The following is a 24709-nucleotide window of genomic DNA, read 5'->3' on the forward strand; positions in this document are numbered from 1 at the left end:
TTGGAGATTACGAGCAGACGCTCTCACCCGCCGTGCACGACCGGCTCGAACGATGACGATACACGCCCGAGTAGTTCGACATCACGCCAGCGGTCACGTTCTCGTTGACCAAGTTGGTCGCCCAGAAGCCCGTGGTCGGCAGACCATGGAACACGTTGCCGTTCAGCGACGGACGCAGCGCGTGCGCTTCGCCGGCCGGGGTCAGGTCGAGGCGGACCCAGCCATCCGTACCCACGGTCGGGCGGATGTTGGTGACCAGCTTCGAACCCAGCACGCCGGACTCGGTCGGAGCCGCGCTGACGTCCAGGAAGCTGATGACGTTGGTCTCACGGCACAGCGACGACGGCGGGGCACCCGGAGGCGGCGGCGAGAAGCCCGACGTCGGGCCGGACGTGGTGCGCTCTTCGCGGTCGTAGATGCTGATGCCGATCTCGACGCACGAACGACCCGAAGCGAACGCCTCGGTGAACGGCGCAACCGGAGCGGCCGCGTTGAACAGACGGTCGACGTAGAAACGCTTGGTCGGGAACGTCACGACCCAGTCCGAGTTCGCGCCGATCGCCGGAGCGACGGTGTACTCGTTGTAGATCGAGTCGGCCGTCAGCGTGGCGCTGACCGCATCGATCGCCGTGCGCGGATCCGTGGCGTCATAGACGCTGGTCGCGACGTACGTGCCCAGCGGCACGAACGCGGTAGCGGTGGCGCCACCGGCGTCGTTGACGCTCGACAGAGCCGGGAACAGGTTCTCGGTACCGGTGAAGATCGTCGTGGCCGAGAAGCCGTCCAGCGCGTCGGCGTTGAACGAGTAGTAGGTACCCTGACCGACGTTGGCGATGGCGCCGCCGCCGAACAGACCGCCGCTCGGCGCCGACATGTCGGCGTTGGCAGCAATCAGATTACGAACGGTCGCGCAACCGCCCGGCGTGCCGCTCGAGCCGTGCGTGATGGCGTTCTCGGTCGAACCGGTGAGCGTCGCCATTTCGATGATCTCGAAATGACCTTCGCGAGTACGGTTGATCGTCTGCGGACCGGAATCGCCGGCATAGCCGAACGAACGGAACTCGACGTACGGTGCACCGCCAACCGTGCCCTCACCTTCCGTGAAGGCCGGCGAGGTGCAGCTGCGATCGCGCGTCAGGATGGCGGCGCCTTCGCTCTCGACACCGATGTCCTCGAGCGCGAAGATCGTCGCGGTCCACACGTCGTAACGCGACAGCCACAGGTTGAAGTCGAGCACTTCGCGGCTGTTGTAGCCTTCCAGGAAGCGGACCTTGACGGCCTTGCCACGGCTGGTGGTGTTGACGACCGACAGATAGGTCTGCTGACCCTTCTCGACCGTGTAATACGGATAGAGCAGGACCTGGCCGAGACCATCGGGATTCAGGTCGACGGCGTTGGCCAGGCTCGCGAAGCCTGCGACGCCGGCGATACCGGCGATCACAGCAGTCGTCAAGCTGTTCTTCTTCATCACAAACTCCTAATTAGGACCACAGGGCTTTTTTGCTTTCACCAGTCCCACGCCGGCGATCAGCGACTCCCCGACTGCCGCTATCGGGACTGGGCAACAGCGCCGCCATGTTAAGGCAAAGGAAAGTGGCATGCAATCCCCACCTGGAACCCCATCTTATGGCAGCGAAATCAATCACTTGATGCTCATCATTCACTCGGCAGATAGTACCAGCGACCGCCCGATCGGATCCAGGTTTCACGCAGCGGAGCGAATGTTTCCTGAGGCTTTGCGACACCCAGACCGGGCAGGCGGATCGTATGGTCGACCAGCAGGAACACGTTGCAGCGATCGGCCTCGCACTCCTTCTTGACGAAGGTCACCTTCTTCCAGCCGATCGGCCGCGCATTCATCGCCGCCGCGTAGGTTTCACGCGTGCGCGTGGCGCGATAGCCGGGCGACAGCAGGTCGTAGGCCTTGTCGGCCTGCCGGGCGATCAGAAAGTCCCAGCGCTGTACCGCGAGCGCATCGATGGCATCGGGCGAACGGCCGCCGCGCACGCCGCCGGCGGCACAGCCGCCGATCAGTGCGGCCAACGCGGCACAGGCGAGAAGACGTCCGAGAAGGCTGCGCCTGGGATTGTCGAGAATCATCTTGAGGTCCTTAGGAGGGGTGGAGCGCGTGTCGTGCCGTGAACCGGCGATCCGGCGCAGCCGCCACACGGGGCGACGCTCGGACATCGCCGAAACGTCACGGTTCAATCCGGCACTCACGGCGTCGGCTGCAGCGGCACCGTCTCGGCCGGGCGCAGCGGTTCGATCGTCACGTTGGATTTCGGCAGCGGGCGCAGCGACTCGAACTGGCGCTGGTATTCGTCGGTCACGCTGCGCGCATCCTGGCTGTTGGCGATCACCTGCGGCGTGATCACGACGATCAGCTCGGTGCGCTGACGGGCCTTGGTGGTGCTGCCGAACAGCTTGCCGATCAGCGGAATCTTGCTGAGACCCGGCACGCCCGATTCGCCATTCTGCTCGTTCTCCGAGATCAGGCCGCCAAGCAGCACCGACTCGCCGCTCTGCACCGCGATCTGCGTCTGCAGCTGACGCTGGTTGATCGGCGGGTTGCCGTTCGCGGTCGGCGTACCGGGATTGCTGACCTCCTGCGAGACCTCCATGTAGACCAGACCACCCGGATTCACGCGCGGCTTGACCTGCAGGATGATGCCGGTGTTGAGGTACTGCACGGTGCCGTAGCCGGAGGACGTCGTCGCCTGGGTCGCCGACGATCCGGTTCCGACCGTCGTCGGCACCGTGTAGCCGGTGTAGTAGGTCTGCTGCACCGGAATCTGCTGGCCGACGTTGATCTGCGCTTCCTGGTTGTTGGTCACGACCAGCGAAGGTGCCGACAGCACCTTGGCCACGCCGCTCGTCTGCAGCGCGCTCAACGCGACCTGGAACTTGCTGTTGAGGTACGACCAGAAGATCGTGGAGGACGCTGCGCTGGGGCCGGCATCGCCGAGCAGACCGCGCTGACGATCGTGCGTGCGCACGTAGGGCTCGCCGTTCGGATAGCCCTCGCCCTGCAGGCCGGCGAACCACCACTGCACGCCGTACTGGAGGTCACCGGTCAGGCTGACCTCGAGAATCTTCGTCTCGATGTGGACCTGCAGCGGCGCGATGTCGAGCTTGCGGATCGCGGCCTGCACCGAATCCCATTCCGAAGGCGTCGCCATCACCAGGATCTGGTTGTTCTCCTCGATCGCCGTGATGCGCATCTGGTTGTCCTCGCCCGAGCCGCCGGAACTGGCCGGACGCGGCGTCGACTCGGTCTTCGGCGCCTCGGTCTGTGCGTTCTGGGTCTGGCGATTGCCGTAACCCATCGACGAGCCGCCGGTGCCGCCGAGCGCGCCGACGGTCACCGGCTTGAGGCCTGGCGCGACTGATCCGGACGTGCTGCGCCGGCCGCCGCCGCCACCGCTCGCGCCGAAGATGTCGCTCAAGTAATCGGCCAGGTCGACCGCCTTGATGTTCTTGACGTCGTAGGTGTAGAGCTGGGTGGCGTTCTCGGCGGCGCCGGTGTCGAGACGGCGCAGCCACTGCTCGGCCTGCTCGAGATATTCCGGCTGCGGCGTGATCACGATCACCGAGTTGACCGATTCCAGCGGCATGAAGCGGAACATGCCGGCCAGCGGCGATTCGCCCTCGGCACCGAACAGCTTCTGCAGCTCGGGCAGGATCTTGCCGACCTCCTGGTGCTGAAGCGCGTACACGCCCATCGACATGCCCTTGAGCCAGTCGACGTCGAAGGTCTCGATGGTGCGCTTGTAGTTGACCAGTTCCGACGCCGTGCCGGCCATGACGAGCAGGCTGCGCGCGGTGTCGATGTTGATGATCGCTTCGGGCTTGGCGTAAGGCTTGAGCAGATTGGCCATCTGCGAAGGCGATACGTAGCGCAGCGGGAACACGCGCAGCTCGTAGCCGCGCGCCGCGTCCGGCGGCGCGATGCGCGGCGTCAGCTTGCCGGGAATCGCATCCTTGAGCTGCAGCACCGTGTACCGACCGCCTTCGCGGACCAGCGTGTTGCCGGTCCATTGCAGCAGCGTCTCGAGCGTCGACATCGCGTCCTCGGGACGGATCGGCTTGGACGTGGAGAACGTGACGTTGCCGCCGACGTTCGGCGCGATGATGTAGTTCTCCTGCAGCAGATCGCCGAGGATCGCCTTGACGACGGCCTGGATCGGCTGATTCTCGAAGTTGAACACGACCTGGCCTTCGCCAGCGGCCGCCGTGCCCGAACCGCGTGCGGCCTGCTCGTTGAAGAAGCGGCCGGTGCCGACCTGGATTTCCGGCTTCGGCGGCTCGCGGCGCGCACTCTCGTCCGGATTGATCGAGATCGCCCCGCTGCCGCGCTCCTGCTCGTCGGCCGCCGATCGCAGCACTGGTGTCGGCGTGATCGCATTGTCCGCGGTCATCGGACCGCCTTCCGGAGCGGTGGCGCGCGGAGCCGGCGTGGTGGCGCAGCCGGCCACCAGGGCCAGCGAAAGCGCGATCAGCAGGGTCTTCGGTTTCAACGACACGTCACTCTCCATCAACTTGACCGCAGCATGAGGCGGTTCTGCGATACGGCGATCCAGGCTATGCGAGGCTTCGCGAGCGTCTGTCCAGGCGGGCTCCCGCGCGGCACGCGGTCGAGCGGACGTAGGTTTCGATCGCATCATTTTTTCTCACCCGCCTGCTGTTGCTGCCGCAGCTTCTCGGCTTCCTCGCGCATCTGGCGCCTGCGCGCCTCGATGCGCTTGGCGAGGTCTTCGTTGCTGCTGCCGCTCTGTACCGGCTGCCCACCCGCCGACGGGTTGGCCGGCCTGACGTTGCCGGGCGGCGCACCGCCCGGCGAGCGCATGTTCGGCGGCGGCACCACCGTGCCGGCGACCTCGAGCTCGACCTCGCTGCGCTCGTTGTTGATGCTCTCGAACACGACCGAACGCGGGTTGATCTGAACCAGCGTCCAGGCGGCCTGGTCGCCCTCCAGCGGCATTCCGACCTTCAGCGAGAGCGGCTGGTTCCGCGTCTTGTCGGTGATCAGCGCGATACGCGTCTGCGGCGTGACGATCACGCCGGTCAGCTGGATGTTGAGCGGCACCTGCGGCGGGGCGTCGCTGGCCGCGGTCGCCTCGACCGGAGCCGGCTGGCGGTCCTCGTTGAACAGCGGGCGCTGATCGATCGCGGCGAAGGTCGTCAGCGGCGGCGGCACGAACGGGGCGCGGTCGATGCTGCCCGCGGCGAGCTGACGCGCGCCTTCGGTGTCGCTCAGCCAGCCGTAGCCGCGCCCGTAGCCGGCATACAGCACGAGCAGCAGGGCGCCGAAGAACGCGCAGACGCCGAGCAGCACCCGGGTGGTCATTTCGGCGGCGCGGATGTTCATTTGGGCGCCCTCCCCGACTGCCTGATGTAGCCCGACAGATTGAATCGTACGTCCAGCGGCTGCACCGCGGCGCGACCGCCCGGCGGCACGTAGCTCTGCTGCTTGTAGATCATCAGCTGGTCGGCGAACAGATACGGCTTGCCGCTCTCCAGGTCGTACAGCACGGCCGACAGCTGCTCCAGATCGCAGCGCATGCGCACGCTGATCGTGACACGCCGGTACAGCTCTTCCTCGGTGCTGGTGTAGGACTGCGAGCTGACCACCTGGCAACGGTTGCTGTCGGGCGCGTGTTCGCCGACGACCTGCTTGAGGCGCTGGATCAGGCTGGCCGACGCCGCATTGACGTCCGCCTCCGGCATGAAGGCCTGGTTCTCCTGCTCGTAGGCGCGGATTTCGCCCATCTTGAGGTCGATCTGCGGCTGCTCGGCGATCGTGCGCGCGAAACGCAGCTGCTGCTCGCGCAGATCGGCCATCTGCTCGGTGTACTGCAGATGCGGCGACACGAACCACCAGTGGAAACCGAGCATGTAGACCAGCAGCAGCACGATCGCCAGCAGGATCACCGCCAGCAGCCGGCCGTCCTTGGGGGCCTTGATCTCAAGCGCCATCGCCGGCCTCCTTGCCACCTTCGCCTTCCGCGCCCTCGGCCGCGGTCGTCCGCTTGAGGCCGGCCGTGATCTGGAAGCGTTCCTTGCTCGTTCTCGCATCGGGCTGGATCGCGCCCTGGAACGTGGGATTGGCCAGGTAAGGCGACTCGGCGAGCAGGCCGATCAGCTTGGCCGCCTCGCGGCTCTGCCCCTGCAGCTGCACCTGTCCGTTCTCGATGTTCATGCGCTCGAGAAACGTGTCGTCGGGTATCCGCTGCGTCAGATCGGCCAGCACCGCGACCATCAGCGGCTCGTTGCGCTTCTTGTCGGAGAGGAAATTGGCGCCGGAGATCGAGTCGACCAGGCTGCGCTTGAGCTCGGACACCTGCCGCGCCTGCGCGTCGGACTGGCTGACCTTCTCGCGCATCGACTCGACCGCCGCGGCGCGGTTGTCGAGCCACTTGGACATCGCCAGCAGCAACAGCACCACGGCGAGGACGATCAGGCCGAGATTGAGTGGCAGGCGCAGATCGCGCCGGTGCGCGCGCCGCTCCGGCGGCAGCAGGTTGACGTGGCTGCGCTGGCCGCCGTGACCGGCGCGCCAGATGTCGACGCCGTCGATCGCCAGCGCGCCTCCGGCCAGGCCGGTCAGTTCGGCATCCAGTGCCGGCCGCGGCAGCAGTACCAGCTCGATCTGCAGGTTGCGGCCGGAGGGATCGCGGCCGACGATGCGGCTGTCGAAATAGACCTGATCGGCCTTGAACGGGGTCTGCCGGTCCATCTCGAACGACAGCACCTGGCGCAGGTTCTCTTCCGCGGCGGCCGGCAGCGTGATCGTCCGGCGCAGGACGCGGCTCGAATCGATGCAGTAGATCGCCTGGACCGCCGGATCCTCGATGCGTTCGCGCAGCCGCCGGTACTCGGCGACCTGTGCCTCGGCAGACAGGCTGCGCGCGATGCGGCCCAGCTCGGTCGGCGCGGCGCGTCCGCGCTCGCGCAGGACCACCACCTCGTCGCCCTGCTGCTCGAGCAGCAGCGTCTCGTTGCGGTCGGCGATCCGGTCGCGCCAACGCTGCGGCAGACAGGCGAGCAGGCTCTCGCCCCACCAGGCGAAGAACGCCGGCAGCGGAGTCTTGGCAAGGCGCGTCCGCAGACGCGCCAGCTGTCTGTCCAGCGTTTCGATCAGCACGTTCAGGAATTTTCCCCATCCCGCCAACGCAGGATTGCATAAGGGCGCCCCGCGGCACCGGCGCCGCCCATGCGGACCGTGGCGTCCAGTTCGGCACTGGCACCATTGGGCAGCGTCGCACGGCAACGCACACTATACGTCAGCCCCCCTCCGTCCGCCATGAGCGGGGTCCCGTCGGGCAGCGTCAGGCTCTGCAGCTCGGGCGAGCCGGGCTGCAGCATCTGGCGCTGCTGGATCAGCTGCTGGGCGTAGTCGTTGGTCATGCCCGGCAGCGCCCGCAGCGCCTCGATCGGGGCATAGGCCGCGCTCGGCGTGTTGCGGCCGGAATAGATCGTGATCGCCGGCTCGATCGCGGTGAAGATCTCGTAGCTCATGCCGAGCACCTGCTGCAGCTCCGAGACGGTCTCGAACGGCCCGTTGCGCGGGCCGTAGGACAGCCCCACGTCCTTGTAATCCTTGGCCTCGGCGCCGAGCGGCCGGGCCAGATCGTCCGGATCGCGCCAGTCCTCGATCGCGTCGGCCAGCTCCTGGGCCTTCTCGAACTCGACGCCGGCCGAGGTCAGCAGATTGGTCATCACCATGATGTCGGCGGTATTGATGTCGATCTTGCCGGCATCGTCGGTGATCCGTACATCGATCTCGGCGTCGCCGAACGCGAACCGGTAGCTGCGTCCATCGGCCTGCCAGCGCTGCATCGGGTCGTGCATGCGCAGTTCGTAGACGGCCAGGTTGAGGCCGGCCTCGGCGGCGTAGCGCGCCTGCGTGGTCTCGAACAGGTGGCGCGACTGCAGGTTTTCGGTACGCGCGATCATCGAGAAGCTGCCGAGCAGCACCGCGACCATGGCGATGACCCAGAGCACCAGGACGAAGGCGATGCCGCGCTGCGCCCGCGCCAGCGGTGCGCGGCTCATCGGATCTGCCCCTGCATGTTCTTCTGCGGCACGCCGTAAGCCGACTGCGGCGGTGGCGACTGGCCCGGAATCGGCTGCTCGCCGTCGCGTCCGATGTACGGCCGCCGCATCGAGCCGACGTCGAGCACGAGCGGAATCTCCATGTCCGGGAAGACCGCCTGGCTGTCGTCGGCCATCTCGAGCCGGATCCGCACCATCACCGGGGTCAGGCTCGGATCCTCCCAGTCGTCCTGCCAGTCGCCGAGATTGCCTTCCTCGTCGAAGCCACGGTACTCGAAGCGGCCGCCGCGGATGCGGTCGACCAGCATCACCGGTTCCAGATCGGCTTCGCGCAGCTGACGCAGGTCGAATCCGTTCAGCATCGCATGGGTGAACACCAGCTCCTTGCCGCCGCGCACGTTGGCCAGTTCCAGCGTCTGCACGTACGGGCCGCCCTTGGACAGGTAGCCCGGCATCGGCGCGACGAAGCGCATGAAGTCGCGCTTGCCCTCGAACACGAAGTTGACGCCGGTGCTGTCGTCGCGGTCGAAGCCGAGCGGCATGCCGCGGCTGATCTGGCGGCGGATGAACTCCTGCGCGACGCGGATCCGGTTGATCGTGTCGACGGCGCTCTCGCCGGACTGCATCGCCTTGACCGTGGTCCTGATCGCGCCATAGGTGCCGGCCAGCAGCAGGCCGAGCAGCATCGTGGCCAGCATGACCTCGATCAGCGTGAAGCCGCGGGCGCGCACCGCGCTCATCGCTTGGTACCGCCGGCCCGGCTGCCGGTCGCGCCGGCATTGGCGGACGGCGCCTGATTGCGCATGCTCGGCATGTTGACGCCGCCGCCCGCCATGCCGCTGCCGTCGTCGGGATTGGTCGCCCGCAGCGTCGAGAAGGTCTCGCTGCGCGGGTTGTTCCTGGACCCCCAGATCACGGTCAGGTCGAGCTGGTAGATCTCGACCGGCGACACGCTCAGCGCGCCGCTGTTGCCGACCTGGGCCGCCGCGGCCACCTGCTGGCCGGCCTCGAGGCCGGCAATGCCACCGCCCATGGCCTGCGGCGGCACGATGCCCTGCGGGTCCACCTTGTGGATGCGCAGTTCCCAGCTGTAACGATCGTCGAAGCGCCCGGACGAATCGCCTTCCTCGATGCGCTCGCCGACGCCGACCACATCGAGCCGCGACTGCGCCCACAGCGCGGCCTGCGTGTACTCGGCCGAGCGGCGCGTGGTGTGCAGCGAGGTGGCGAGAATCTGCATCTGCACGCCGACCGCGATCGCGAACACGAGGAACGCGGCGACCATCTCGATCAGGCTGAAGCCCCGAGCGCGGCGCGGAGAGAAGGAAGTGGGACGCGGCATGCCAGTCTGACCGTGCTGTACCGGTTTCGTTCAGTCGGGCGGCTGGTCGAGCGTGATCTCGCCGGTCAGCCACGCCACGTTGATGCGCCAGACCCGCTCGCCCATCAGCACCGCAATGTTGCCGCCGGTCGAGCTGCCGTCCGGGAAGAAGCGGATGCCGCCGGCGTTCTCGCCGGTCAGCTCCTGCTCGGCCGTCGTCAGCTGCAGCTTCATGTCCTTGGGCAGCTCGACCGAACCGCGATTCGGCGCCTGGTAGCTGTTGTGCTCCAGGTCCAGCATGAGCACCTTCTGCTCGCCCTTCACGATCGCCTGGCCGCGCGTATAGCGCAGCGCGGCGACCAGATCGCGGCTGGCCGCACGCACCTTGGCGGTGGTCAGGCTCTTGGAGAACGAGACCGAGACGACCGTCAGGATGATCGCGATCAGGACCACGACCGCGATCATCTCGATCAGCGTGAAACCCCGGGAACGCGGACGGAGGGCGCGCACGGCGATGGCTCGAGGCAGCTGCGCGCGCCGTGCGGGCGGCTTACTGCCAGTTGCCGTAGTCGGAGTTGAGGTCGGCGCCGCCGGTCTGGCCGTCGCGACCGAGGAAGACCAGATCGAAGTCGCCGTGCTCGCCGGGCGCCTTGTACTGGAACGCATTGCCGAACGGATCCTTGAGGTCCGATTCCTTCGCGTACGGGCCATTCCAGTTCTTGGCGTTGCCGCCGCGTGTGACCAGATCCTCGAGCCGCTGCGGCGGCGAGCCGTTGTCGAGCGCATAGGCCTCGACCTTGCCGGCCAGCGACTGCACCTGGGCCTTGCCGGCGTTGTACTTGCCGGTGTTGACGCGATTGCCGACGTTCTGCACGACGATCGTCGCGACGATGCCGATCAGAACGATGACCGCGAGCATTTCGATCAGACTGAAGCCGCCGCTGCGCGACAGCGAACGGGCGAAGGGGCGATGGGGCAGATTCATGGGAGACCTCGTATCGGAAGGTGCGGAGTCTTACTGTATCGAACCGGCGATATCCATGATCGGCAACACGATCGCCAGCATGATCATGGCGACGATCGCCGTCATGACGACGGTCGTGAGCGGAACCAGCGCGGCCAGCAGCCGGTCCAGGGTGTTCTTGACCTCGATGTCGAAGGTGTCGGCCACCTTCATCAGCATCGCGTCGAGCTGGCCCGATTCCTCGCCGACGCTGATCATCTGCAGCGCCAGTTTCGGGAACTGCTTGGACTGCGTCAGCGAATAGCCGAGCCCGCCGCCGGTCTTGACCTCTTCGGTGGCCTGTTCGACCGCCGTCGCCAGGACCGTATTGCCCATGACGTTGCGCGCGATCGCCAGGCCGTTCAGCAACGGCACGCCGTTGTGCAGCAGCGTACCGAGCGTGCGCGCGAGCCTGGCGATCTCGAGCTTGCGGATCAGCTCGCCGACCAGCCTCAGGTTGAGCAGGCGCTGGTCCATCTTGAGCCGGCTGGCCGGATCGGCCATCTGCCGGCGCACCCAGCTGACCGCGAAGATCACCAGGCCGATCAGCAGCCACCAGAAGTTCTGCAGCGTCGAACCGACGCCGAGCACGATCCGCGTGATCAACGGCATCTCCACGCCCATGTCGGCAAACATCGGCGCGAACTGCGGCACCACGTAGGTCAGCAGCACCAGCAGCGACAGCAGCACCATGCCGACCAGGAACGCCGGATAGATCATCGCGTTGATGACGCCGGCCTTGAGCAGGCGCGAGCGCTCCAGATAGTCGCCGAGACGCTTGAGCGTGTCGTCGAGCGAGCCGCCGGCCTCGCCGGCCCGCACCATGTTGATGTACAGGCGCGAGAAGTTGCCGGTCTCGTTCTCGAGCGCATCGGACAGCGGCGCGCCGCCGCGCACGTGGTCGCGGATGCGCTCGAGCATCTGCCGCGCCTTCTCCGATTCGGGCAGGTCGAGCAGGATCTGCAGCGCGCGATCGAGCGGCTGTCCGGCGCCGAGCAGGGTCGCCAGCTGCTGAGTGAACAGAACCACCTGCTGCTCGCGCAGCGTGGCCTTCTTGAACATGCCGGCGAACAGACCGGCGCCCGATCCGGTGCCGGCCTCACGCACGTCCAGCGGAATGTTGCCGGCGTCCTGCAGCTTGAGGATCGCCTCATCGTACGAGGCGACGTCGAGCTGCCCCTCGAGCGTGTCGCCGCCGGGCGTGACGGCCTTGTAGCGATAGAGCGTCATAGGGGGCGCCTCAGCCTTCCTGGGTCACGCGCAGCACTTCCTCGAGCGTCGTCGAGCCGCCGAGCGACTTGACGATGCCGTCCTCGTACATCGTGCGCATGCCTTCGGCGCGCGCCTGCTCTTCCAAGGCACCCATCGTCGCCTTCTGCATCACCTGCCGCCGCAGCGCATCGGTCATGACCAGGAACTCCATGATCGTCGTGCGCCCGAAGTAGCCGCTGGAGTTGAGCGGCGAGGGCATCGGCTTGTACAGCTTGATCGGCCGCTCGTCGGTGTAGCGCTCGAGATTGAACTCGCGGATCACCTCCGGCGGCGCCTCGTACGGCAGTGCCGTATTGCGATCGAGCCTGCGCACCAGGCGCTGCGCGAGGATGCCGTTGACGGTCGAGGTCAGCAGGTAGTCCTCCACGCCCATGTCGAGCAGACGCGTGATACCGCCGGCCGCGTTGTTGGTATGCAGCGTCGAGAGCACCAGGTGTCCGGTCAGCGCGGACTGGATCGCGATGCGCGCGGTCTCCAGGTCGCGCATCTCGCCGATCATGATGATGTCCGGATCCTGACGCACGATCGAGCGCAGCGCATGCGAGAAGTCCAGGCCGATCTGCGGCTTGGCCTGGATCTGGTTGATCCCCTCGATCTGGTATTCGACCGGGTCCTCGACGGTGATGATCTTGACGTCGGGCGTGTTGAGCTTGGACAGCGCGGTGTACAGCGTCGTCGTCTTGCCCGAGCCGGTCGGACCGGTCACCAGCAGGATGCCGTGCGGCTGGTCGAGCACTTTCATGAACTTCGGCAGGAACTCGTCGGTGAAGCCGAGCGTCTCGAAGTCGAATACCACCGCCTCGCGGTCGAGGATACGCATGACCACCGACTCGCCGTGCGCGGTCGGCACCGTCGAGACGCGCAGGTCCAGCTCCTTGCCCTGCACGCGGATCATGATGCGGCCGTCCTGCGGCAGGCGGCGCTCGGCGATGTTGAGCTTGGCCATGATCTTGATGCGCGAGATCACCGCGGCGGTCGAGGCCGCCGGTGGCGACTCGACTTCGTGCAGCACGCCGTCGATGCGGTAGCGCACCTTCAGCCGGTTCTCGAACGGCTCGATGTGGATGTCCGAGGCGCGCTGTTCGACTGCGCGCTGGATCACCAGATTGACCAGGCGGATCACCGGCGCCTCGGACGCCAGGTCGCGCAGGTGCTCGATGTCGTCCTCGCCGCGGCCGCTTTCGTCGCTGAGGTTCTCGACGATCGTGCCCATCGCCGAGCGCCCCTGGCCGTAGTAGCGCTCGATCAGATCGTCGATTTCCGATCGCAGCGCGAGGCGCACCTGCACCTTGCGACCGGTCGCCAGCTTGACCGCTTCGAGCGGGTACGGGTCGGCCGGGTTGGCGATCAGCAGCGTGATCTCCTCGTCGGTCTCGGCGATCGGACAGACATGGACCTGTTTGAGGAAGCGCACCGACAGCTGCACGTTCGGCGGCGGCGTCTCGGGGAACTCCTTGGGCGGCAGCAGCGCGATGTCCATCAGCTCGGACATCGCCTCGGCCATGTCGCGCTCGGACACCAGGCCCAGCCGCGTCAGCAGCGACAGCAGGCTCGAACCGGTGTTGTCCTCCTCGTGCAGGCGCCGGCCGCGCACGAGATCGGTCTCCTTGAGGCGGCCGCGCGCGACCAGGAACTGGCAGACGCGCTCGCCAAGCACCTCTTCGGCGACGACGGCGGGCATGCCGGCGGCAGGTTCGATCACGCTGGCCAACACAGGCGATTCCGATTCATTCGACATGGCTAAGACTCTGCTTTCGGTCGCCAGGTTCCCCGGGCGGCCCGACCAGCGATTCGATGAACGTCCGGTTGAAGCCCACCCACAGCGCCACCGGAACCAGGGCGGGGAGGATCAGATAACCGAACTGATAGGCCAGCGCAATCACATTGGGCTCGAGTCCGGCCCTCTGCGTCGCGGCCACGCCGGGCGCCCCGGACTGGAACGCGACGATCTTGATGCTCTCGGCGACGACGCCGAACGACTGCGCCAGCCAGATCACCGCGAACGCGGCCGCCAGCTGCAGCAGGCGCCGCCGCACCGGCATCGGCGTAGCCAGCGTCAGGCCCGAGAACAGCGGCAGCGCGTAGCCATAGACCATCGGATTGACCGTCGTCTCGAGCACGCCGAGGCCGACCCGGCCGCCTTCGTCCGCACGCACCAGCACCGTCGTCGTGATGTCGAGCAGGTAGTCCGCGTGCCCCAGCACCTGGCCGGCATGATCGATCGCCTGGCCACCCTGAACGAGACCGCTGAACAGGTCCGGCCAGACACCGACCAGGATCGCGCGCGCCGCCACGCCGACCGGCCAGACCAATAGCGGCGCCAGCACGAACCAGCACACGAAACTGAGCGGTAGCCACAGCAGCGCCTTCAGGGCGAATTCGCGCAGCGGCGACAGTCTCATCTCAGCCGATCCAGGTTCGCGCGTTGCGGAACAGCCGCATCCACGGAGAATCCTCGGCCCATTCGCGCGGCCGCCAGCTCATCTGCACGCTGCGGAAGACGCGCTCGGGGTGCGGCATCAGGATCGTCACGCGTCCCGATGCAGCCGTGAATCCGGTCGCGCCGCCCGTCGATCCGTTCGGATTCAGCGGATAGCGCTCGGTCGCCTTGCCGGCATCGTCGACGTAGCGCAGGCAGACGTCGGCCTGCCGCGCAGCCGCGGCATCGGCATAGCGCGTGCGGCCTTCGCCATGCGCGACCACGACCGGCAGACGCGAGCCGGCCATGCCGGCCAGCAGGATCGACTGCGACTCGAGCACCTCGAGCGTCACCAGGCGCGCCTCGTACTGCTCGGACGCATTGCGCTCGAACGTCGGCCAGTGCTCGGCACCCGGAATGATCGGCTTGAGCTGCGCCATCATCTGGCAGCCGTTGCAGACGCCGAGCGCAAACTTGCCGGCGTCGTCGAAGAATGCGGCGAACTGGTCGCGCAGCGCCGGGTTGTAGAGGATCGAGGTCGCCCAGCCGCGTCCCGCACCGAGCACGTCGCCGTAGCTGAAGCCGCCGCAGGCGGCCAGTCCGACGAAGTCGGCCAGACGATGCCGGCCCTGCTGCAGATCGGTCATATGCACGTCGATGGCGTCGAAGCCGGCCCGCGTGAACGCGGCCGCCATCTCGATCTGGCCGTTGACGCCCTGTTCGCGCAGGATCGCCACGCGCGGCCGCGCACCGGTCGCGACGAACGGCGCCGCGACGTCCTCGGCCGGATCGAAGGTCAGACGCGGCACGATGCCGCGATCGCCCTCGTCGCAGCGCCAATCGCGTTCGGCGTCGGCGCTGGCCGGGTTGTCGCGCAGGCGCTGCACCGCCGAACTGGTCTCGCTCCAGGCCGACATCAGGTCGGTCCAGGCCCACTTCGCCAGCGTGCCGTCGCCCTGCAGCAGCTGGATGCGCAGCTTCTCGACCGGGCGGCCGACCACATGGGCCAGCGCGCGCAGCCCGTGGCGGTCCAGCAGCGCTTCGAACGCCGCGCGGTCGGCACTGCGGATCTGCAGCACCGCGCCGAGCTCCTCGCAGAACAATGCCCCGAGCGTGTTCTCGCCCCAGCCGTCGAGGCGGACATCCAGACCGCAGTGGGCGGCCAACGCCATCTCGATCAGCGCGACGATCACACCGCCGTCGCTGCGGTCGTGATAGGCCAGCGCCAGACCGGCCTGGTGGACCTCGGTCATCATCTCGAGGAATGCACGCAGCCGCTGCGGATCGACGTCGGGCGCGAGGCCGCCGGCGCGCTGCGAGCATTGCATCAGCACCGAACCGCCGAGCCGGTTGGCGCCGCCGCCGAGGTCGACCAGCCATAGCTCGGTGTCGCCGCAGTCGAGCGCCAGCTGCGGCGTCAGCGCGCCGCGCACGTCGGCGACGCGCGTGAACGCCGAGACCACCAGCGACACCGGTGAGACCGTGCGCTGCTCCTGGCTGTCGGCGGACCAGCGCGTGTGCATCGACAGCGAATCCTTGCCGACCGGGATCGAGATGCCCAGTGCCGGGCACAGCTCCATGCCGACCGCCTGCACCGCGTCGTACAGCGCGGCGTCCTCGCCGGCCTGGCCGACGGCCGCCATCCAGTTCGCCGACAGGCGCACCTCGCCGAGCCGCACCGGCGCGGCCGCCAGATTGGTCAGTGCCTCGCCGACCGCCATGCGTGCCGATGCCTTCGCGTCGAACGCGGCCAGCGGCGTGCGCTCGCCCATCGCCATCGCCTCGCCGGCATAGCCGTCGAAATCGACCAGGGTCACCGCACAATCGGCGACCGGCACCTGCCAGGGTCCGACCATCGGATCGCGCGCGCAGAGGCCGCCGACGCTGCGGTCGCCGATCGTGACCAGGAACGACTTGCTGCCGACCGCCGGAAAGCGCAGCACGCGCTGCAGCGTCTCGTCGAGCTCCAGGCCGGCAGTGTCGGCGATCAGATCGAGCCGCTTGGGCTTGCGCACCGCCTCGCGCTGCATGCGCGGCGGCTTGCCGAACAGCACCTCGAGCGGCAGATCGATCACCTCGCCGCCGAGCAGCGGGTCGGACACGAGCAGACGGCGCTCGGCAGTGACCGTGCCGACGACCGCGTAGACGCAGCGCTCGCGCGCGCACAGCGACTCGAACAGCGCCAGCGCGTCCGGACGCACGCCGAGCACGTAGCGCTCCTGCGACTCGTTGCACCAGATCTGCATCGGCGACAGGCTCGGATCGTCGCAGGGGATCTTGCGCAGGTCGATGCGGCCGCCGACCGAGGAATCGTTGAGGATCTCGGGAATCGCGTTGGACAGTCCGCCGGCGCCGACGTCGTGGATCGACACGATCGGATTGTCCTCGCCGCGCGCCCAGCACGCGTCGATGACCTCCTGGCAGCGCCGCTGCATCTCCGGGTTGTCGCGCTGCACCGACGCGAAGTCGAGCTCGGCGCTGCTGCTGCCGGCCGCCATCGACGAGGCGGCGCCGCCGCCGAGGCCGATCAGCATCGCCGGACCGCCGAGCACGATCACCGCGTCGCCCTCGCGCAGCATCTGCTTGGTCACGTGATCGCGGCGCAGATTGGCGATGCCGCCGGCGATCATGATCGGCTTGTCGTAGCCGAAGCGCTTGCCGGGCTCGCCGTTGTCCTGTTCGAACGTGCGGAAGTAGCCGCCCAGGCACGGACGCCCGAATTCGTTGTTGAACGCGGCCGCGCCGAGCGGCGCGTCGCGCATGATCTCGAACGCGGTCGCGAAGCGCGGCGGCAGCGGCCGTTCCGGCTCCCACGGCCGCGCCAGCCCCGGCACGCGCAGATGCGAGACCGAATAGCCGACCAGGCCGGCCTTGGGCTTGCCGCCGCGCCCGGTCGCGCCCTCGTCGCGGATCTCGCCGCCCGAGCCGGTCGCGGCGCCGGGGAACGGCGAGATCGCGGTCGGATGGTTGTGCGTCTCGACCTTGATCGCGTACGGCACGGCTTCTTCGTTCGCACGATAGCGCCCGTCCGAGGGCGACGCGTAGAAGCGGCGGGCGAGGCTGCCCTCGATCACGGCGGCGTTGTCGGCATAGGCCGACAGCGTATGTGCCGGCGACACCGCATGGGTGTTGCGGATCATCGCGAACAGCGACTTGTCCTGGGCGACGCCGTCGACCGTGAACGCGGCGTTGAACACCTTGTGGCGGCAGTGCTCGGAGTTGGCCTGCGCGAACATCATCAGCTCGGCGTCGCTCGGATCGCGTCCGAGCGCGCGGTAGCTGTCGGCCAGATACGCGATCTCGTCGTCGGCCAGCGCCAGACCGAGCCGGCGGTCGGCCGCGGCCAGCGCCGCCTGCGGATCGGTACCGAGCGCGACGGTCTGCAGCGACGCCGGCGCGCCGGCGTCGAACAGCCGGGCCGCCTCGGCCAGCGAGGTCACGACCGACTGCGTCATCGGGTCGTGCAGCGCCTCGAGCATTGCCTGCCAGGCGGACGAACCGGTCGCCGGCGGCCGCTCCAGCTCGATCGCCATGCCGCGCTCGACGCGCCGTACCGGCAGCCCGCAGCCGCGCAGGATGTCGGTCGCCTTGCTCGACCACGGCGAGCGCGTGCCGAGCCGCGGCACGATCCACAGCGTCGCCGGCCGCGGTGAGCCGGGGACGGCCTGCAGCGTCTCGTACAACCGCGGATCGCCGGCGGTGCCGGGATCGGCCGCTACGAAGTAAACATGCCGGGTGTCGCGCAGACGGCAGTCGCGGACTTTCGCCGCGAGGGCGGCGTTGATCCGGTCGACGCGGAAGGGCGACAGCGCGGTCTGGCCGTCGATCGCAATCATGAGGGTCGGGAGCGGAGGAGCATCGGGAAGCCGCCTATTCTAGCCGATGCGCGCGCGATCCTCCCGCCCGGAGGCGATGCCCGGGCCGCACGGCCCGGGCGTGGCGCGGTTCAGCTGCCGGACTTGGCGCCGTCGAGCTGCTGCAGGCGCTCGAGCATCTGCGCCGGCGGCAGATAGCCGCCGATCTTGACGCCGCCCGGCGAGTAGATCGCCGGCGTGCCGTCGACGCCGACGTCCAGACCGAGCTGGAACTGTGCGGCGATCGGATTGTCGCAGGTGACCGGCGTCGGGGTCGCACCGCCCTTGGCTGCGGTGAACGCCGCCTTCTTGTCCTCCGCGCACCAGACCGAGACGGCCTTCTTGTACGACGGCGAGTCGATACCGCTGCGCGGGAAGAACAGATAGTCGAACTCGATGCCGAGCTTGTTGTACTCGGCCACTTCCTGGTGCAGCTTGCGGCAGTAGCCGCAATCGATGTCGGTGAAGACGGTCAGCTTGTACTTGGGCTTGTCCGGCCCGAACGCCAGCACCTGGTCCGGCGGCACGTTCTTGAGCTTCTCCACGCGCGCCTTGCCCAGACGCACGTCGGTCAGGTCCGAGCGCGTCGCGGCGTCGTAGAGCTTGCCCTGCAGCAGATAGCGCCCGTCGTCGCTGACGTAGACCAGTTGCCCGCCGAGCAGCACCTGGCGGAACCCGGCCATCGGCGCCGGTTCGATCGAATCGATCGTCGCCTGCGGCACCAGCTTCAGGATCGCCGCGCGGGCAGCGTCGTCGGCCTTGTCGGCGGCCGTCGCGGCCAGCGGCAGCAGGCCGGTGAGTAGGACGGTCAGCGTGGAGCGCATCATGGTGGCCTCGGCGGTTCGAAGAAGGTCTAAGGAGCGGAAGCGGCGGCCAGGCGGTCGAGCTCGGCGGCCAGGCGGTCGGGGGACATCGCGATCTCGGGCGCCACGTGGGTGCCGTCGGCCGCGATCAGGGTCGGCGTGCCGTTGATGCCGAGCGAGTCGGCCAGATGGGTCAGTTCGTTCAGCGGGTTCGGGCAGGTGGCCGGCGCCGGATCCTGGCCGGCCATCGCGGCGTTGAACGTGGCGATGCGGTCCTTCGAGCACCAGATCGCCTCGGACTTCTTGTCGGCGCCCGGATGCAGGCCGACCAGCGGGAACAGGATGTAGTCCACGGCGATGCCGTGCGCGTTGTACTGCGCGATCTGCTCGTGGAAGCGCTTGCAGAACGGGCAGTCGATGTCGGTGAATACCGTGACCGTATGCCGCGGCTTGGCCGGCGCGTAGATCAGCTTGCGCTCGTCCGGCACCCGGGTCAGCGCGGCGCGGCGGACGCGGTTGCGGGCCGTGTCGCCGAGCTCGCGGCGCTGCTCCACGTCGAACGCGCCCCCCTCGAAGACCAGCTTGCCGTCCTTGCTGACGTAGAGAATCTTGACCCCCGACAGCACCTCGTAGAAGCCCGGCACGACCGATTCCTGGATCGCGTCGATCGGCAGGCCCGGCGCCAGCTTGGCGACCGTGGCGCGTGCAGCGGCGTCGTCGGCGGCCTGCGCGAGCGGCGCCGCGGCCAACGCGAGCGCAAGCAGGATCAGGCCACGCTGCAGCGTGTGGCGGAGGAACGCGGGATTGAACATGGATGACCTCTGTCTGGGTGCCCTGGCCGGCGACGTCGGCCCGACGCAGGCCACGCAGCCGAACCCGATCGGGCATGGACCGAACACGGACGGAAAGGTTCCCGCCCGGATCGGCCATCTTCTCACGACCTTGCCGCGGCGGCCAAACCGCCGCCGCATCGTTCAGCCACGCGGATGGTGACGCGCATGCAGCCGCTTGAGTCCTTCCTTGGCGACGTGGGTGTAGATCTGCGTCGTCGTCAGCGAGCTGTGGCCGAGCATCATCTGCAGCGCACGCAGATCCGCGCCGTGGTTCAGCAGATGCGTCGCGAACGAGTGGCGCAGCACGTGCGGCGAGATCCGCGAGGACGCGATGCCGACCGCCGCCGCGTGCTTCTTGACGATGTTCCAGAACATCTGGCGGCTGAGGCCGGCACGCCGCGCCGTCACGAACAGCGCCTCGGCCTGGCCGCCCTTGAGCAGGGCCGGACGGGCCGATATGACATAGCGCTCGAGCCAGTGGCCGGCTTCGGCGCCGATCGGCACCAGGCGCTCCTTGCCGCCCTTGCCGACGACGCGCAGCACGCCCTGGCGCAGATTGACCTGCGCGGCGGTCAGGCCGACCAGTTCGCTGACGCGCAGGCCGGTCGCATAGAGCAGCTCGAGCATCGCGCGGTCGCGCAACCCCAGCACGGTATCGACCGCGGGCGCCCGCAGCAGCGCCTCGACATCGGCCTCGCCGAGTGCCTTGGGCAGCGATCGCGGCAGTTTCGGCGCGTCGACCAGCAGGGTCGGGTCCTCGACGAGGCGCCCTTCGCGCTGCAGCCAGCCGTAGAACTGGCGCAGGCACGACAGCAGGCGTGCCGTCGAACGCGCCTTGTAGCCGCGGCCGCTGGTCCCGCCTTGCGTGCTGCGCCGGGCCAGGTAGTCCTGCAGCTGCGCGCGCGTCGCGCCGGCCAGCGTGCCGCCCGCGCCGGCCAGCCAGCGCGCGAAACCCTGCAGATCGCGCCGATAGCTGGCGACGGTGTTCTGCGCGAGGCCCGTCTCGGCCCAGGCCGTGTCGACGAAGCGCTCGACGAGCGCTTGGTCGGACGGGGTCGCTGCCGCTTGTTCCATCAAGGTGACACCTGCCGACAGAATGTGACGAAAACCAATCCTTCACCGGCACCGTCCCTTCCGCGACGCGGCCGGGACTTCTCGAAAGCTTGCGCCAGCGCGCGTTTTGGCCCGGATCGGGCATGGCTCAATACGCCGCGCGGGACAGCCTGGCAGGAGATGGTCCGATGTCAATGTTCAATGGATTGATCGAGTCGCCGCCGGGCGCAGCCGCCGCGGCGGCGCCCGGGCATCAGGCCGACGGCGGCGCGCCGCTGCACGTGGCGGCATACGGACTCGAGGCGGGCGAACTGCACACGCTCGGTGCGATCCTGCACGTGCTCAAGACGCGCACCGAGGCCGCCTGGGAACTCGGCGACCTCGACCGGGCCGATTTCGTGATCGCGCCGCTCGCACTGGCGCGCGATCCCGATCACGGCCTGCCGCTGCGCGGGCGCAACGTCATCCCGCTGGTCGCCGAGGACGGCCCGCTGCCGCGCGAAGGCGACCTGGTGCTGACCTCGCCGATTCGCGTGATGGCGGTGCTCGAGGTGCTCAACCTCGCCTCGCGCCGGCTCGGACAGGTGCCGCAGGCGCCGCCCGAGGTGCCCGCCAGGGCCGACGAGTCCGCTCATGCCGATTCGAGCCTGGGCGCCGTGCTGAGCGCATCGCTGGCGCGCACGCGCGACGATCACGCGCTGAGAATCCGCATCCTCAGCGCCGGCACGATCTACGTCTGGCCGAGCGAACGCCGGTTCCACGTCGATTTCCCGCTGTCGATGCTGCCGCGCATCGTGATGGAACGCCGGTTCGTCATGACCACCGCACCGGTCCGGGCGCCCGAACTGGCCGAGATCCGGCCGCAGGCGATGCCGCTGACGCCGCTGCTGTGGAGCATCGGCATCGCGCAGACCCGCTGCACCGACCCGTCGGCGACGGACGCCTACCGCCTGCTGCGCTGGCCCGAGTTCGATCGCCTGCCGCACGAGATGGGCCATCTGCGCCTGTGCGGCGTCATGGCCGGAACCGCCTGGACCGTAGAGGACCTGCAGCGGCACAGCGGCCTGCCGGCGCCGTTCGTCGCCCGCTTCCTGCGCGCCTGCGTGGCCTGCGGCTATGCGACGACCGAACCGCGCGCGGCCGAGACGCCTCCGGCCGCCGTGCGGACGCCGCATGCGTCCGCGAACGCCGAAGGCGGCCTGCTCGAGCGGCTGTGGCGCCGCCTCGGCTTCGGAGCCGCCGCCTGATGGCCCGCGAGCACGTCATCCTGTTCGCCGGGCCGATGGGCGCGGGCAAGACCACGGCGATCGCCAGCCTCAGCGAGATTCCGGTCGTGCGCACCGAAGCGCACAACACCGACACCGACCGCCATGCCAAGGCGACCACGACGGTCGCGCTCGACTACGGCGAGATCACGCTGGCCGACGGCGACAAGGTGCGCCTGTACGGCCTGCCCGGCCAGGAACGCTTCGATTTCATGTGGCGCATCCTGGAGCCACGCGCGATCGGCATGGTGCTGCTGATCGACAATGCCGGCGCCGATCCGCTCGCCGACCTCGACCATTATCTGAACGCGTTCGCGCGATTCCGCGATCGCGGCGCCGTCGTGGTCGGCATCACGCGCTCCGACCTCGCGCGGCAGCCGTCGATCGACGACTACTACGCACGCCTGCGCAACCGCGCGCTGTTTCTGCCGGTGCTTGAGGTCGACGCCCGCGATCCGGCCCAGGCCGGCATCCTGCTCTCGGCCCTGATCGTTTCGATCGAGGCCCGCAGCGGCGCGGCGAGCGCGCCGGCCTAGGCGGCCGGCTCCCGGTTGGCGCTCGCCGCGGACCGGGGCTCGCGACGCCGCCGTGGTCGGGGCACCGCGAACGGCGCCCCGGATGCCCCCGTTTGCCCGCGCATTGCCCGCCGCCGCACCTGAACCGCCCGCGGCGCTTCCTTGCTCCGCCCGTCCGGCTGACCGAAAATGGCGGCCCGTTGAACGCGTCGCCCCTGATGATCGATCCCAGCCGCTATCCGCGCCTCGCGCGCATCGACAGCCCCGCCGACCTGCGTCGGTTTCCCGAATCGGAGCTGCCGGACATCGCCCGGGAGGTGCGCGAGTACCTGATCGAGTCGGTCGCGACCTCCGGCGGCCACTTCGGCGCCGGCCTCGGCGTGGTCGAGCTGACCGTCGCGCTGCACTATCTGTACGAGACGCCCGAGGACCGTCTGGTCTGGGACGTCGGCCATCAGTGCTATCCGCACAAGATCCTGACCGGCCGCCGCGACCGCATCACCTCGATCAAGAAGAAGGACGGACTGGCGCCGTTTCCGCGGCGCGAGGAGAGCCCGTACGACACCTTCGGCGTCGGCCATTCCTCGACCTCGATCGGCGCCGCGCTCGGCATGGCGCTGGCGGCGCAGCGCAAGGGCGACCCGCGCCGCGTCGTCGCGGTGATCGGCGACGGCGCGATGACCGCCGGCATGGCGTTCGAGGCGCTCAACCACGGCGGCGACGTCGAGCCGAACCTGCTGGTGATCCTCAACGACAACGGCATGTCGATCAGCGAGAACGTCGGCGCGCTGACCAAGATGCTGGCGCGGCTGATGACCAGCAGCACGCTCAACCGCATCCGCGAGCACGGCAAGAAAATGATGAGGCGCGACAGCTTCCTGTGGCGCTTCATCAAGCGCTGGGAAGAGCACGCCAAGGGCATGTTCATGCCGAGCACGCTGTTCGAGGAGTTCGGCTTCCACTACTCCGGCCCGATCGACGGCCACGACCTGCCGCAGCTGGTGCAGGCGCTGCGCACGCTGCAGGGGCTCAAGGGCCCGCAGCTGCTGCACGTGATGACGACCAAGGGCAAGGGCTATCCGCCGGCCGAGCGCGAGCAGATCGAGTACCACGCGGTCGGACCGTTCGATCCGCAGGCGGGCCTCGCGCGCAAGGGTGCGTCGAAGCCGACCTACACCGACGTGTTCGGCGACTGGCTCTGCGACATGGCGCAGGCCGACGAGCGGCTCTACGCGATCACGCCGGCGATGCGCGAAGGCTCGGGCCTGGTCCGGTTCTCGAAGGAACACAAGAACCGCTACTTCGACGTCGGCATCGCCGAGCAGCATGCGGTGACGCTGGCCGCCGGCATGGCCTGCGAAGGCGCCAAGCCGGTCGTGGCGATCTACTCCACGTTTCTGCAGCGCGCCTACGACCAGCTGATCCACGACGTCGCGCTGCAGGATCTCGACGTGCTGTTCGCGATCGATCGCGGCGGCGTGGTCGGCCCCGACGGTGCGACGCATGCCGGCAGCTTCGACCTGTCGTACCTGCGCTGCATCCCGAACATGGTCGTGATGGCGCCGGCCGACGAGGACGAGTGCCGCAAGCTGCTGACGACCGGCTTCCGCCACACCGGACCGGCCGCGGTGCGCTACCCGCGCGGCACCGGACCGGGCGCGGCGATCGATCCGGCGCTGACCGACCTGCCGATCGGCAAGGCCGAGCTGCGCCGCAGCGGCCACGGCGTGGCCCTGCTCGCGTTCGGCGCGATGGTGCAGCCGTGCGCGAAGGTCGCCGAGGCGATCGATGCGACCCTGGTCAACATGCGCTTCGTGCGGCCGCTCGACGAGGCCCTGATCCTCGAGCTCGCGCGCAGCCACGCGGCGCTGGTGACCGTCGAGGACAATGCCGTCGCCGGCGGCGCCGGCAGTGGCGTCGCCGAACTGCTGACCGCGCATGGTCTGGCCGTGCCGCTGCTGCAGCTCGGCCTGCCCGACCGTTTCCTCGAGCACGCCAGCCGCGAGGAACTGCTCGCCGAGTGCGGGCTCGATGCGGCCGGCATCGAAGCGGCCGTGCGCGCCCGCTACGGCGCGCATCTGGCGCTGCCGCTGCGCCAGGCCGGCTGACGATCGCACGCTCGCCGCGCGCATTGGCGCTGCAGCGCGCCGCCAGTCGGCTGCGGCGCATTCATGCCGCCGGGGACGCACATGAAACGGGACCGTCGCGCCTGCGCGACCGGTTCGCGCGCGGTGACGGCTGCGCAGCCGCAGTCCGCTTCGATACCGAGCAAGCCGGCTGCCGCACCCGCAGCGCAGACGGTTAGCCCAGATGTCG

General features: G+C 68.6%; 21 protein-coding genes. 3 read left to right on the forward strand and 18 right to left on the reverse strand.

Features of this window, described 5'->3' with window-relative positions:
* Nucleotides 1–7: 7 nt before the first annotated feature.
* From VMR06_RS17695 to xerD, 18 genes are all read right to left on the reverse strand, one after another.
* Complete coding sequence (locus VMR06_RS17695) at nucleotides 8–1468, reverse strand: hypothetical protein (protein ID WP_325378853.1); 1461 nt, start codon at nucleotides 1466–1468, stop codon at nucleotides 8–10.
* A 188-nt stretch (nucleotides 1469–1656) separates the two neighbouring features.
* Complete coding sequence (locus VMR06_RS17700) at nucleotides 1657–2220, reverse strand: hypothetical protein (RefSeq protein WP_325378855.1); 564 nt, start codon at nucleotides 2218–2220, stop codon at nucleotides 1657–1659.
* Nucleotides 2217–4523 carry a type II secretion system secretin GspD gene (gspD, locus tag VMR06_RS17705; RefSeq protein WP_325378857.1) on the reverse strand — a complete coding sequence of 769 codons (2307 nt, stop codon included), beginning with the start codon at nucleotides 4521–4523 and terminating at the stop codon, nucleotides 2217–2219. The genes VMR06_RS17700 and gspD overlap by 4 nt, the downstream gene beginning before the upstream one ends.
* 137 nt (nucleotides 4524–4660) lie before the next feature.
* Nucleotides 4661–5368: a type II secretion system protein N gene (locus VMR06_RS17710; protein ID WP_325378859.1), complete on the reverse strand. Its 708-nt coding sequence runs from the start codon at nucleotides 5366–5368 to the stop codon at nucleotides 4661–4663.
* Nucleotides 5365–5976: a type II secretion system protein GspM gene (gene gspM / locus VMR06_RS17715; protein WP_325378861.1), complete on the reverse strand. Its 612-nt coding sequence runs from the start codon at nucleotides 5974–5976 to the stop codon at nucleotides 5365–5367. Before gspM ends, VMR06_RS17710 begins: the two co-directional genes overlap by 4 nt.
* Nucleotides 5966–7144, reverse strand: coding sequence for a PilN domain-containing protein (locus tag VMR06_RS17720; protein ID WP_325378862.1), 1179 nt, complete (start codon nucleotides 7142–7144; stop codon nucleotides 5966–5968). The genes gspM and VMR06_RS17720 overlap by 11 nt, the downstream gene beginning before the upstream one ends.
* A 2-nt stretch (nucleotides 7145–7146) precedes the next feature.
* Nucleotides 7147–8055 (reverse strand): type II secretion system protein GspK, encoded by a 909-nt coding sequence (locus VMR06_RS17725; protein ID WP_325378863.1) that lies wholly within the window; start codon nucleotides 8053–8055, stop codon nucleotides 7147–7149.
* Nucleotides 8052–8795, reverse strand: a complete 744-nt coding sequence (locus tag VMR06_RS17730) for a prepilin-type N-terminal cleavage/methylation domain-containing protein (RefSeq protein ID WP_325378865.1) — start codon at nucleotides 8793–8795, stop codon at nucleotides 8052–8054. The genes VMR06_RS17725 and VMR06_RS17730 overlap by 4 nt, the downstream gene beginning before the upstream one ends.
* Nucleotides 8792–9397: a prepilin-type N-terminal cleavage/methylation domain-containing protein gene (locus VMR06_RS17735; RefSeq protein WP_325378867.1), complete on the reverse strand. Its 606-nt coding sequence runs from the start codon at nucleotides 9395–9397 to the stop codon at nucleotides 8792–8794. The genes VMR06_RS17730 and VMR06_RS17735 overlap by 4 nt, the downstream gene beginning before the upstream one ends.
* A gap of 30 nt (nucleotides 9398–9427) precedes the next feature.
* Complete coding sequence (locus VMR06_RS17740; RefSeq protein ID WP_325378869.1) at nucleotides 9428–9886, reverse strand: GspH/FimT family pseudopilin; 459 nt, start codon at nucleotides 9884–9886, stop codon at nucleotides 9428–9430.
* Nucleotides 9887–9926: 40 nt separating this feature from the next.
* On the reverse strand, nucleotides 9927–10361 hold the full coding sequence (gene gspG / locus VMR06_RS17745) for a type II secretion system major pseudopilin GspG (RefSeq protein ID WP_325378871.1): 435 nt from the start codon (nucleotides 10359–10361) through the stop codon (nucleotides 9927–9929).
* A gap of 30 nt (nucleotides 10362–10391) precedes the next feature.
* Nucleotides 10392–11609, reverse strand: a complete 1218-nt coding sequence (gspF, locus tag VMR06_RS17750) for a type II secretion system inner membrane protein GspF (protein WP_325378873.1) — start codon at nucleotides 11607–11609, stop codon at nucleotides 10392–10394.
* Nucleotides 11610–11619: 10 nt separating this feature from the next.
* Nucleotides 11620–13332, reverse strand: a complete 1713-nt coding sequence (gene gspE / locus VMR06_RS17755) for a type II secretion system ATPase GspE (protein WP_325378875.1) — start codon at nucleotides 13330–13332, stop codon at nucleotides 11620–11622.
* Between the two features lie 46 nt (nucleotides 13333–13378).
* Nucleotides 13379–14053 (reverse strand): exosortase H-associated membrane protein, encoded by a 675-nt coding sequence (locus tag VMR06_RS17760; RefSeq protein ID WP_325378877.1) that lies wholly within the window; start codon nucleotides 14051–14053, stop codon nucleotides 13379–13381.
* Between the two features lies 1 nt (nucleotide 14054).
* Nucleotides 14055–17906 carry a phosphoribosylformylglycinamidine synthase gene (gene purL / locus VMR06_RS17765; protein WP_325378879.1) on the reverse strand — a complete coding sequence of 1284 codons (3852 nt, stop codon included), beginning with the start codon at nucleotides 17904–17906 and terminating at the stop codon, nucleotides 14055–14057.
* Nucleotides 17907–18016: 110 nt separating this feature from the next.
* The gene (locus VMR06_RS17770; protein ID WP_325378881.1) at nucleotides 18017–18751 is read right to left on the reverse strand and encodes a DsbC family protein; all 735 of its coding nucleotides are present in this window, start codon (nucleotides 18749–18751) and stop codon (nucleotides 18017–18019) included.
* Between the two features lie 26 nt (nucleotides 18752–18777).
* Nucleotides 18778–19539 (reverse strand): DsbC family protein, encoded by a 762-nt coding sequence (locus VMR06_RS17775; protein WP_325378883.1) that lies wholly within the window; start codon nucleotides 19537–19539, stop codon nucleotides 18778–18780.
* A 162-nt stretch (nucleotides 19540–19701) separates the two neighbouring features.
* Nucleotides 19702–20634, reverse strand: coding sequence for a site-specific tyrosine recombinase XerD (gene xerD / locus VMR06_RS17780; protein WP_325378885.1), 933 nt, complete (start codon nucleotides 20632–20634; stop codon nucleotides 19702–19704).
* Nucleotides 20635–20801: 167 nt separating this feature from the next.
* Between xerD and VMR06_RS17785 the strand changes: the two genes are divergently transcribed.
* From VMR06_RS17785 to dxs, 3 genes are all read left to right on the forward strand, one after another.
* Nucleotides 20802–21860, forward strand: coding sequence for a hypothetical protein (locus VMR06_RS17785; RefSeq protein ID WP_325378887.1), 1059 nt, complete (start codon nucleotides 20802–20804; stop codon nucleotides 21858–21860).
* Nucleotides 21860–22414 (forward strand): GTP-binding protein, encoded by a 555-nt coding sequence (locus VMR06_RS17790; RefSeq protein ID WP_325378889.1) that lies wholly within the window; start codon nucleotides 21860–21862, stop codon nucleotides 22412–22414. Before VMR06_RS17785 ends, VMR06_RS17790 begins: the two co-directional genes overlap by 1 nt.
* Nucleotides 22415–22611: 197 nt before the next feature.
* Entirely contained in the window at nucleotides 22612–24501 is a 1890-nt protein-coding gene (gene dxs / locus VMR06_RS17795) for a 1-deoxy-D-xylulose-5-phosphate synthase (RefSeq protein WP_325378891.1), read from the forward strand.
* The last annotated feature ends 208 nt before the right edge of the window (nucleotides 24502–24709 follow it).

The sequence above is a fragment of the Dokdonella sp. genome (genome assembly GCF_035511235.1).
Taxonomy (GTDB): domain Bacteria; phylum Pseudomonadota; class Gammaproteobacteria; order Xanthomonadales; family Rhodanobacteraceae; genus Dokdonella.

Excerpts from the sequence above, each read along its gene's own strand:
- VMR06_RS17695 (WP_325378853.1), bottom strand. The coding sequence starts at position 1,468 with ATGAAGAAGAACAGCTTGACGACTGCTGTGATCGCCGGTATCGCCGGC.
- VMR06_RS17785 (WP_325378887.1), top strand. The coding sequence starts at position 20,802 with ATGTCAATGTTCAATGGATTGATCGAGTCGCCGCCGGGCGCAGCCGCC.
- VMR06_RS17775 (WP_325378883.1), bottom strand. The coding sequence starts at position 19,539 with ATGTTCAATCCCGCGTTCCTCCGCCACACGCTGCAGCGTGGCCTGATC.
- VMR06_RS17735 (WP_325378867.1), bottom strand. The coding sequence starts at position 9,397 with ATGCCGCGTCCCACTTCCTTCTCTCCGCGCCGCGCTCGGGGCTTCAGC.
- VMR06_RS17725 (WP_325378863.1), bottom strand. The coding sequence starts at position 8,055 with ATGAGCCGCGCACCGCTGGCGCGGGCGCAGCGCGGCATCGCCTTCGTC.
- VMR06_RS17770 (WP_325378881.1), bottom strand. The coding sequence starts at position 18,751 with ATGATGCGCTCCACGCTGACCGTCCTACTCACCGGCCTGCTGCCGCTG.
- xerD (WP_325378885.1), bottom strand. The coding sequence starts at position 20,634 with ATGGAACAAGCGGCAGCGACCCCGTCCGACCAAGCGCTCGTCGAGCGC.
- gspG (WP_325378871.1), bottom strand. The coding sequence starts at position 10,361 with ATGAATCTGCCCCATCGCCCCTTCGCCCGTTCGCTGTCGCGCAGCGGC.
- dxs (WP_325378891.1), top strand. The coding sequence starts at position 22,612 with ATGATCGATCCCAGCCGCTATCCGCGCCTCGCGCGCATCGACAGCCCC.
- VMR06_RS17790 (WP_325378889.1), top strand. The coding sequence starts at position 21,860 with ATGGCCCGCGAGCACGTCATCCTGTTCGCCGGGCCGATGGGCGCGGGC.
- gspM (WP_325378861.1), bottom strand. The coding sequence starts at position 5,976 with ATGGCGCTTGAGATCAAGGCCCCCAAGGACGGCCGGCTGCTGGCGGTG.
- VMR06_RS17710 (WP_325378859.1), bottom strand. The coding sequence starts at position 5,368 with ATGAACATCCGCGCCGCCGAAATGACCACCCGGGTGCTGCTCGGCGTC.
- gspF (WP_325378873.1), bottom strand. The coding sequence starts at position 11,609 with ATGACGCTCTATCGCTACAAGGCCGTCACGCCCGGCGGCGACACGCTC.
- gspE (WP_325378875.1), bottom strand. The coding sequence starts at position 13,332 with ATGCCCGCCGTCGTCGCCGAAGAGGTGCTTGGCGAGCGCGTCTGCCAG.
- purL (WP_325378879.1), bottom strand. The coding sequence starts at position 17,906 with ATGATTGCGATCGACGGCCAGACCGCGCTGTCGCCCTTCCGCGTCGAC.
- VMR06_RS17760 (WP_325378877.1), bottom strand. The coding sequence starts at position 14,053 with ATGAGACTGTCGCCGCTGCGCGAATTCGCCCTGAAGGCGCTGCTGTGG.
- VMR06_RS17730 (WP_325378865.1), bottom strand. The coding sequence starts at position 8,795 with ATGAGCGCGGTGCGCGCCCGCGGCTTCACGCTGATCGAGGTCATGCTG.